This is a genomic window from Sulfurovum sp., from assembly GCF_041551015.1.
Taxonomy (GTDB): domain Bacteria; phylum Campylobacterota; class Campylobacteria; order Campylobacterales; family Sulfurovaceae; genus Sulfurovum.
On record NZ_JBFENQ010000072.1, the window covers coordinates 1 to 8,678 of the forward strand.

Consider the following 8,678-nt stretch of genomic DNA (forward strand, 5'->3'; position numbering starts at 1 on the left):
AGCTACAGCTCCACCCATAGAATGCCCAAACAGATAAAAATCTTTCACATTTTTAGTTTCTAGGAACAGATGTAATCTTTCTGCCTGATCTGTAATCGTATAACCTAAGGTATTCTTTGAAACACTTTCCCCGTGTCCAGGTAGATCGACCACAATGATGTGATATCTGTCATCCCACTCGACTATAGTACGAACCCAAGTGTCTTTGTTACCACCAAATCCATGAACAAATACAAGAGTAATATCACTCTTGACATCATTTTCAAGATACACTATCTCACCAAAATCCAATGTAATAGATTTTTTCTCCAATCCTGCACTGTAACGTTCATATACCATCACCATATCATATACTTTTTTGGAACTACCAGTCGTAAAACCTAGCACTGTAACTAAAATAATGAAGATGATTTTTTGTATTGACATTGTTTATCTTACTTTCTATACAGAGCACAACATTTATAAGGTGCTATTGGTTTACATTCATCCTCTTTTACCGCATGAATTTTTTCTAAACCCTCTTTTTCAAAAAGCATAAACTCATATTCATACAGTGGCCATGGCGGTCCACCATATTTATCTGCATCATCCTGTGTATGAGCATAGACTAACAGCTCTCCACCTTTAACCACAAGAGAAACAATAATACCCACCAATTTTTCTCTATCTGCCGGAGGTAATGACTGAATGGTCAATCCTTCATAGACAAAATCATATTTACCCACAGATGACTCAGGCATATCGTAAATGTCTCCCACATGAAAATCAACCTTACTTTCAGGATGTCTCTTCTTCGCCAAATCAATAGCTGTAGGGGAAATATCTAACGCTTCCACCTCATAACCATGCTTTTCCAGTATAAGTGCATCATCACCCAAACCACAGCCTATGACCAGTGCTTTTTTATCTGTGACAGCATTTTGTGTACTTAAATGTTTTTCCAAATATACATTTGGTGCAAGTGTAGCCCAAGGTATCGTTGAGAGATCATCATGATCAGCATTTTTATACATGGTTTCAAAAAAGTTTTTCTTTTCCATTATTTCCTACTTTATAAAATGCTCTATATTTTATGAGCAACAGTCACTTGCTTCAGATGAACAACAACTCTCTTCACTCTCTTTTGGTGTACATGAAGGTGTTTCAGAGAATTTACCAAACGATGGAACACAGCATCCATCTTGTGTATCTTTCCCATCTATACCAAATACTTCTATATCATCCATAGAGTGGTAATTCTCCCAAATTAACCCCGTAGGATCCGTTACCCAATATTTGTTTGACTCTTTATAACAACAAACAGCACCCTCTTCTACTTTTCCCTTGATCCCTTTTGCTTCAAAATCATGTTGTGCTTCAAGCAATGCTTCATCGCTCTCATACTGAATACATAAGTGATTTAATCCCTTATCATCACCTCTCGTAGAAATAGCAAAATTAAGTGACAGATCATCCACTAGCCATTGTGCATAATCTTTTTTTACTTTTGTTGCCTTCATCCCAAATTGCGTGTTATAAAAAGCAATGCTTTCATCGATATCATCAACTGAGATATGTATATGTAATCTTCTTTTTTCATCCATTGCGTACCCTTTATATATCTAACTACATACATGTTTTTATATATTGAAAATGATTATATCATAAACAGATTGTTTTCTATTTCCAATAACCTCTTCTTCGCTTCCAAACCACCAGCATAACCTGTTAAAGAGCCATTACTCCCAATGACACGATGACAGGGAATGAAAACAGAAATAGCATTGGCACCTACAGCAGAGGCTACAGCTCTCACTGCTTTTTCTTTATCAATATTTTGAGCCAATTCCTTATAAGAAGCAGTGGTTCCAAAAGGGATTTGAAGTAGTCCTTTCCAAACAGACTTTTGAAACTGTGTTCCTATCAACAACAAAGGGATATCAAATGTTGTACGCAAACCTTTAAAGTACGCTTCAAGCTCTTCTTTTGCTAATTTCAATACAGAGCTCTCTTCTTCAACAAAAGTGGCGTTAAGCCCCTTTTGAACTCTTCTGTCAATGCTCTCTTTTCTCTTTCTGTATCGCCAGTCAGCCATACAGAGTTTGTTATCATACGATCCTAAGATCATTTCTCCAACGGGTGTTTTATAGTATTGGATGTTTATTGTATTCATGGTTAACCCAATAGATCTCTCTGTTTTTTTGTCAATTTATTATATACCAGATCATAAGAGTGATCTATCAGTTCTTTCACTGTTTCATCATCCACATCAGATTCTTCTACTGTCACAGTATTCCAATGCTTTTTATTCATATGGTATCCTGCGATGATACCTTCATAGAGTGAACGCAGTTCTAGAGCATAGATGGGATCACATTTTAGGTTGACTGAAACAGGTCTCTCTTCTGAGGTTAAAGCAAACATTTTTTCAGCGATACGATAGACACGAACCTTCTCATCAAACGGATAATCAAAGGTTACACCTTGTTTGCTACGTATATAGTTATCTAATTGTTCAAGGTTCATCGTCACTTTTCCTCAATGTATAAATATTACCTTTGTAAATCATAGCATAGTTCAATTATAGCTTCTTAGTTTTTGAACGTTTTTGAGTAATATCTTATAAAGGAAAAAAATTATCCTTTAAGTTTAAAAAAGATATACTTTTTAAAGGAAAATAATTATCCTTTAGTTAGAGATAGTAATAAAGAAAACTTAATCTCGCCAGGTGATATTATAGATATCTAGAAAAATATAAACTAAGGAACAATAAATGAGACAGTACGAAACATATAAATGTAATAAATGCGGTAATGAGATAGAGGTACAGGAAGTGGGTGGAGGAACACTTATTTGTTGTGGTCAAGAAATGGTATGTACAACTGATAATTTAACAGCTGTAAACCTTATGAAAGCTTTTGCAGGTGAAAGTATGGCAAGAAACAAATATGACCTTTTTGCCGATATTGCCAAAGAAGAGGGTTGGCATGCTATCTCACATCATTTTAGAGAAGCAGCTATTAATGAAATGTGGCATGCCAGAGCAGAGTATAAAGCGTATCATACAATGGTGGATGGACAGGAACTTAAAGGTACATTACAAAACCTTGAAACAGGAATGGAAGGTGAAAACTATGAACATACGGAAATGTACCCTAATTTCGCAGAAATAGCTTTAGAAGAAGGGCATAAAGAACTTGCTCGTCTTTTCAATGCCATTGCCAAAGTAGAAATAGAACATGAAAGAGAATATGAAGCACTTAAACAAGCTATGATAGAAGATGGCTTCTTTGAAAGTGAAGATGAAGAGTACTGGGTCTGCGAGGTTTGCGGACATGTACATAGAGGTAAAAAAGCGCCAAAAGCATGTCCATTATGTAAAGTAGGACAAGAGTATTTCAAACGCGAGCATCTTTACTAAATCATTGTTCTGTAATACATACAAAGATCAAACATTAGCAGCCTTTTAAGAGAGTGATAATAAAAGGCTTGCCATAATAGCCAATTATCTACTTTGATAAATTATGTTAATCACAAAAGTTTTATTAGATCAGTTCCAAACTGTTAATAATGATTTAATCTAATAGTATATATAATGACTTTGTTAAAGATAAAAGATATTTTAAATAAAATTTATTGTGCCAAACTTGTTGTGAAGCAGGGACGGAAAGCCATGGGTCTTGAAGAGTAAGATCGCCAGGTTGCTAAATGCCTTATGGGCTTTACTTCTATTGTTCTGCTTTTTTTCTTGTTTATCCAAAAAATTTTATTATATCAATTATCTATATTAGGAGAAACTATGAAAAAAATGATTATGACCGGTTTAGTATGTCTAAGTGTATGTATCCCTTTACAAGTATCAGCAGAATCTTTGCTAGAAAGAGTTGTGACGGGTGTTATCTTAGGTGTTTATGATAAACCGAAGTACCAGGATGACAGACCTTACTATTTATACAATAACAGATATTATTACGGTGGTGAATTTAGAAATGGGAATTACTACTATGAAGGTAGAAGATTGGATGGCGGTCGCTACTACGAAAGAGGATATCTTGATCAATTTAAAAGAGACTACGGTCTTTTTGATAAACCTAGATATCAAGACGATAGACCTTACTACTTTTACAACAACAGATACTATTATGGTGGTGAGTTAAGAAATGGACAATACTACTATGATGGCAGAAGACTGGATGGTGGTCGCTACTATGAAAGAGGATATCAAGATCACTATAAAGAAAAATATAAGAAAAAGAAGCACCCAAACCACAAAAATGGGTATTACAAGCATAATAAACACTATCTAGGTGAACATCAGCATGACTATTATGGTGAGAAGCGTTATTATGATGATCGCAAAAAAAGACCTAATGAAAAAAACAAAAAAAATAGTAGCCATAAACAAAATAAGAAGTAATTTCCAACATCTATAAATCAGCAATATAGCCTACCACATACTCGATATGTTGGTTAGCTAAGTTGCTTATTTTCCTTTAGTCGGAAACAATCCCTTATAGAGTCCACTTCCTATCACTTTATAGACTATAGGCTCTTCAAATATATCATCCATATGTACACCACCTATGATGCCTACAGGATGTTTAGAATATTTAGCTGCCTCAAGGAGTGTTTTACCTCCGACATTGGCTTCACTTTTTGTGTCAGTAGCTCTGTAAGCTCCTAAACCTATATAGTCAAGGTCAAGGGTATTTGCCTCAAGTATCTCTTCTTTATCATGTGTTGAGAGTCCAAGAAGCCTGGCTCCTATCTTTTGACGTACTAAGCTTACTGCTTCTTGTAGATCATAACTGTATTTTCGAAGATCTTCTTGTCCGAGGTGTAAACCATCTGCATATGATATAAGCTCAATATTGTCATTGATGATGAGTATTCCATCATAATATTCTCTAATGATCTCTAAATCTTCTTTTTTTTCTTCAAGTGAAGCCAATTTATTACGGTATTGGAGAATAGGTATATTTGGAAAAGTAGAAATGTGTTGAAGAAATGTTTTTAAAGAGACACCCTTTTGATTCAATGTCTCTTTGTCTGCAAGTGCGTATATCATACGAATGTTTTAACTTGCCTTCTTGTTAAAAAGTTTGAACAGGTCAGAAAGTGTTTGGTGCATATCACCACGGTCTACGATCATATCGATAAGCCCATGTTCAAGTAAGAACTCTGAACGCTGAAAACCTTCTGGCAAGTCAACACCAACAGTTTGTTTAATAACCCTTTGACCTGCAAATCCGATAAGTGCACCCGGTTCAGCCATAATGATATCACCCAACATAGCAAATGATGCAGATACACCACCCATCGTAGGGTCTGTCAAGATAGAGATAAAAGGTAAACCTTTTTGGTGTAGTCTGTTCAGTGCTGCTGATGTTTTACTCATTTGAAGCAAAGAGTAAGTACTCTCTTGCATACGTGCACCACCAGAAGCAGAAACAATAATAAATCCACACTCTTGTTCGATAGCTCTATTGATACCACGAACGATCTTCTCACCTTCTACGGAACCTAAGCTTCCACCCATAAATGAAAAATCAAATACTGCGATCTCAACCGGTTGACCGCCGATAGTACAAGAACCGCTCATCACAGAAGATGTTTTACCTGTTTTTGCTTTGGCCTCTTCTAAACGCTTTTTATAAGATATTTTATCTGTAAACTTCAATGGATCTACTGGTGCCAGTGTGTGATCAAATTCTACAAATGAACCTTCATCTACTATAGATTCTATACGCTTTTCAGCCATAATTCGGAAATGATGGTTACATTTTGGACATACATTTTGTTTGGCTTCTACTTCTTTATAGTACATCAAAGAAGTACATTTTGGACATTTAATCCACTGGTTAGGTGTCTCTTGTGCTACTGTTGCCGTTGTTACTTTTTTAAAAATATTTCCAAACATTCCTACTCCTGCATATCTATAATTTCTGAATTAATGCTTCTATCCGTGCTGCTATATTTTTATCTTTTGATACTATAACATAATCAGCCTCAACAATCACTTCAAGTCCTTCACAAAGTGCTAAACCTGCAGCAAAGTCGTAAATTCGAAACTCCCCCATAAAAAGTACGTAATTTACGGTATGTGCATAAGCCAGTGAGAGTGCTATGGCACCAGGTGATCTAAACTTCAACTTTTCTTTGTCTAATGCTGCAACCAATACAGGGTTTGCATAGGCTTTTTCAAAAAGTCCTATTTCCCCACCTATTGCAGTATGCGGTGCATGATATGTATTTGAAAAAAGTTTACCTTGCTGTACTTTTGTCGTAGACGTCTTGAGAAAAATATCTCCATTGGCAAGGTTACAGACCACTGCTGCATCTAAAATACCTTCAGCATTGATCTTAGCAACAGAGGTACCGTAAAAAGGAAAAAGAGAAAGGGCATTAGAAGAGCCATCTATGGGATCAATGATAATCTTTTCATCACCTTTTCCTATGATACCACTCTCTTCAGACTCTATCTGTCCAAAAGCACCTAAATGCTTGACAAATATCGCTTCGGCATAAAGGTCAAGTTTCGAACTGACATCTCCACCTGCACCTACTTTGGTTTTTTCAAACCAGGAACTATCAAAACCATCTTTTAACGCAGAACTGATCTCTTCGTTAGCTTGTATACAGGCTTTGATAAATTCTGTCATACTTTGTTCTTACTCGCCTCTCTTATCTGCTACGACTGTAGGTTTTATACCTCTAGGTGCAACCATCCAGAACTTTCTGATCTCCGTTCTAAAGTTGTCTAAGATATACGTAGCTCTTTTACTTCCTGTTTTTTCTGCATAATCTTTGAGTAGTGCTTTGAGTTCAAACATTTCAGTATCCCACTCATCTGTGTCGATACGAAGTGGTTCGACAAGCTCAGGGTTTATTTTTTCATAAAGTGAACCTTCTTCATCATATACAAAAGCTTTACCACCTGTCATACCTGCACCAAAGTTCACCCCAGTTTTACCAAGTATTACTGCAATCCCACCTGTCATATATTCACAAGGATGGTCGCCTGTACCCTCTACAACTGTAATAGCACCTGAGTTACGTACAGCAAAACGCTCACCTACTTGTCCATGTACATACAATGTACCGCCTGTTGCACCATAGAGACAGGTATTACCACCCAGTGCAAACTCTGTTCCGGCATTGTCTGCAGTGATCACAATACGACCACCATTCATACCTTTACCTATATAGTCGTTACCTGCACCTTCTATATTAATGTTGATACCTTTACTCATGAATGCACCAAGAGACTGCCCTGCAGTTCCCTTCATATTGAGTGTGATCGTACCGTCAGGTAATCCTGCATTTCCATGAATGGCTGCTATCTCTCCAGAGATTCTTGTTGCAAAACTTCTGTTTAGATTCGTGATCTCTTTATTAAGCACAATAGGGGTTGATGGATCTTCGATCGTAACTCTAAGCTCTTCAAGGATCTCTTTTTCATACTCATTTTGATCATATGGTTCATTAAATGGTACTTGACAAGTGTTTACACCATCTAATTTATACAGAAGTTCTTCAAAGTTAAATTTCTTTGCAAACTCATCGTCTATCACCTCAAGTAGATGATTTTGTCCAATGATCTCTTCTAGAGACTTGTATCCAAGCTGTGCAAGTATCTCTCTCACTTCTTCGGCCATAAGTGTAAAGTAGTTGATCACTTTTTGTACGTTACCCGTAAATCTTTTTCTCAAATGTTCATCTTGTGTTGCGACACCTACACCACAAGTATTCAAATGACATACACGTAGCATAATACACCCTACGATAACCAATGCACCTGTACCAAATGCATATTCTTCAGCACCAAGGATAGCTGCTTTTACAACATCTAGACCCGTTTTAAGTCCACCATCTGTTTCAACTGTGACTTGTCCTCTAAGATTGTTTGCTTTAAGTGCATTGTGTGCTTCGATAAGTCCAAGTTCCCAAGGGTTACCTGCAAATCTGATAGACCCAATAGGTGCTGCACCCGTACCACCGTCTCCTCCGGAGATAATGATCTTGTCAGCATACGCTTTTGCCACACCTGCGGCAATGGTTCCTACACCTGCTGTAGATACAAGTTTAACAGCTACTTTTGCATTAGGATTGATCTGTTTCATATCAAAGATCAACTGTGCCAGATCCTCAATAGAGTAAATGTCATGATGTGGTGGTGGCGAGATCAATGTTACACCCGGTTTTGTAAACCTAAGTGTTGCGATCAATGGAGAAACTTTAGATCCTGGAAGTTGCCCACCCTCACCAGGTTTTGCACCCTGTGCAACTTTTATCTGGATCTCTGTAGCAGAACGCAAATACTCTGGTGTTACACCAAAACGCCCCGACGCCACTTGCTTGATAGAAGAGTTTTTGTCAGTACCATAACGTGCTGGATCTTCTCCACCTTCACCTGAGTTTGACTTTGCACCTATGGTATTCATAGCCACAGCCAATGTTTCATGTGCCTCTTGAGAAATAGACCCCATAGACATCGCTGCAGTTGAGAAACGTTTGAAAATTTCAGACAGCGGCTCTACTTCATCTATACTAATAGGAGCTCTGTCACTCTTAAGGTTATAGAAATCACGTATAAATTTTTTATCTCTCTCATTTACAAGTCTTTGTACTTCAGCATAGTCTTCTTTACTTCCGGTCTCAGCACATTTTTGGATAGCAGAAATAGTTGGACGCGAGAA

At 37.0% G+C, this 8,678-nt stretch carries 11 protein-coding genes and 1 riboswitch; of the genes, 2 read left to right on the forward strand and 9 right to left on the reverse strand.

What is annotated here, in order from left to right; translation table 11 throughout:
* From ABZC96_RS06005 to ABZC96_RS06025, 5 genes are all read right to left on the reverse strand, one after another.
* On the reverse strand, positions 1 to 426 hold a 426-nt coding region (locus ABZC96_RS06005), incomplete at its 3' end, for an alpha/beta fold hydrolase (RefSeq protein ID WP_373029784.1).
* 8 nt (positions 427 to 434) lie between these two features.
* The gene (locus ABZC96_RS06010; protein ID WP_373029785.1) at positions 435 to 1,040 is read right to left on the reverse strand and encodes a class I SAM-dependent methyltransferase; all 606 of its coding nucleotides are present in this window, start codon (positions 1,038 to 1,040) and stop codon (positions 435 to 437) included.
* 30 nt (positions 1,041 to 1,070) lie between these two features.
* A complete protein-coding gene (locus tag ABZC96_RS06015) occupies positions 1,071 to 1,583 on the reverse strand; it encodes an ArsI/CadI family heavy metal resistance metalloenzyme (protein ID WP_373029786.1) in 513 nt (170 codons plus the stop codon).
* A gap of 53 nt (positions 1,584 to 1,636) precedes the next feature.
* The gene (locus tag ABZC96_RS06020) at positions 1,637 to 2,152 is read right to left on the reverse strand and encodes a methylated-DNA--[protein]-cysteine S-methyltransferase (RefSeq protein WP_373029787.1); all 516 of its coding nucleotides are present in this window, start codon (positions 2,150 to 2,152) and stop codon (positions 1,637 to 1,639) included.
* A gap of 2 nt (positions 2,153 to 2,154) precedes the next feature.
* Complete coding sequence (locus ABZC96_RS06025; RefSeq protein ID WP_373029789.1) at positions 2,155 to 2,505, reverse strand: MmcQ/YjbR family DNA-binding protein; 351 nt, start codon at positions 2,503 to 2,505, stop codon at positions 2,155 to 2,157.
* Between the two features lie 247 nt (positions 2,506 to 2,752).
* Between ABZC96_RS06025 and ABZC96_RS06030 the strand changes: the two genes are divergently transcribed.
* Both ABZC96_RS06030 and ABZC96_RS06035 read left to right on the forward strand, forming a co-directional pair.
* A complete protein-coding gene (locus ABZC96_RS06030; RefSeq protein WP_373029791.1) occupies positions 2,753 to 3,400 on the forward strand; it encodes a ferritin family protein in 648 nt (215 codons plus the stop codon).
* Between the two features lie 209 nt (positions 3,401 to 3,609).
* A riboswitch (cyclic di-GMP riboswitch) is annotated at positions 3,610 to 3,688 on the forward strand.
* 90 nt (positions 3,689 to 3,778) lie between these two features.
* Positions 3,779 to 4,396 (forward strand): hypothetical protein, encoded by a 618-nt coding sequence (locus ABZC96_RS06035; protein ID WP_373029792.1) that lies wholly within the window; start codon positions 3,779 to 3,781, stop codon positions 4,394 to 4,396.
* Positions 4,397 to 4,462: 66 nt separating this feature from the next.
* Here the strand turns inward: ABZC96_RS06035 and ABZC96_RS06040 are convergent, their stop codons facing one another.
* The 4 genes from ABZC96_RS06040 to ABZC96_RS06055 form a co-directional block, all read right to left on the reverse strand.
* Positions 4,463 to 5,047 carry a thiamine phosphate synthase gene (locus ABZC96_RS06040; RefSeq protein WP_373029793.1) on the reverse strand — a complete coding sequence of 195 codons (585 nt, stop codon included), beginning with the start codon at positions 5,045 to 5,047 and terminating at the stop codon, positions 4,463 to 4,465.
* Positions 5,048 to 5,056: 9 nt separating this feature from the next.
* Positions 5,057 to 5,899, reverse strand: coding sequence for an acetyl-CoA carboxylase, carboxyltransferase subunit beta (gene accD, locus ABZC96_RS06045; RefSeq protein WP_373029795.1), 843 nt, complete (start codon positions 5,897 to 5,899; stop codon positions 5,057 to 5,059).
* 16 nt (positions 5,900 to 5,915) lie between these two features.
* Entirely contained in the window at positions 5,916 to 6,641 is a 726-nt protein-coding gene (locus ABZC96_RS06050) for an inositol monophosphatase family protein (protein ID WP_373029796.1), read from the reverse strand.
* Between the two features lie 9 nt (positions 6,642 to 6,650).
* Positions 6,651 to 8,678, reverse strand: a 2,028-nt coding sequence (locus ABZC96_RS06055) for a glutamate synthase-related protein (protein WP_373029797.1), incomplete at its 5' end; no start/stop codon positions are given.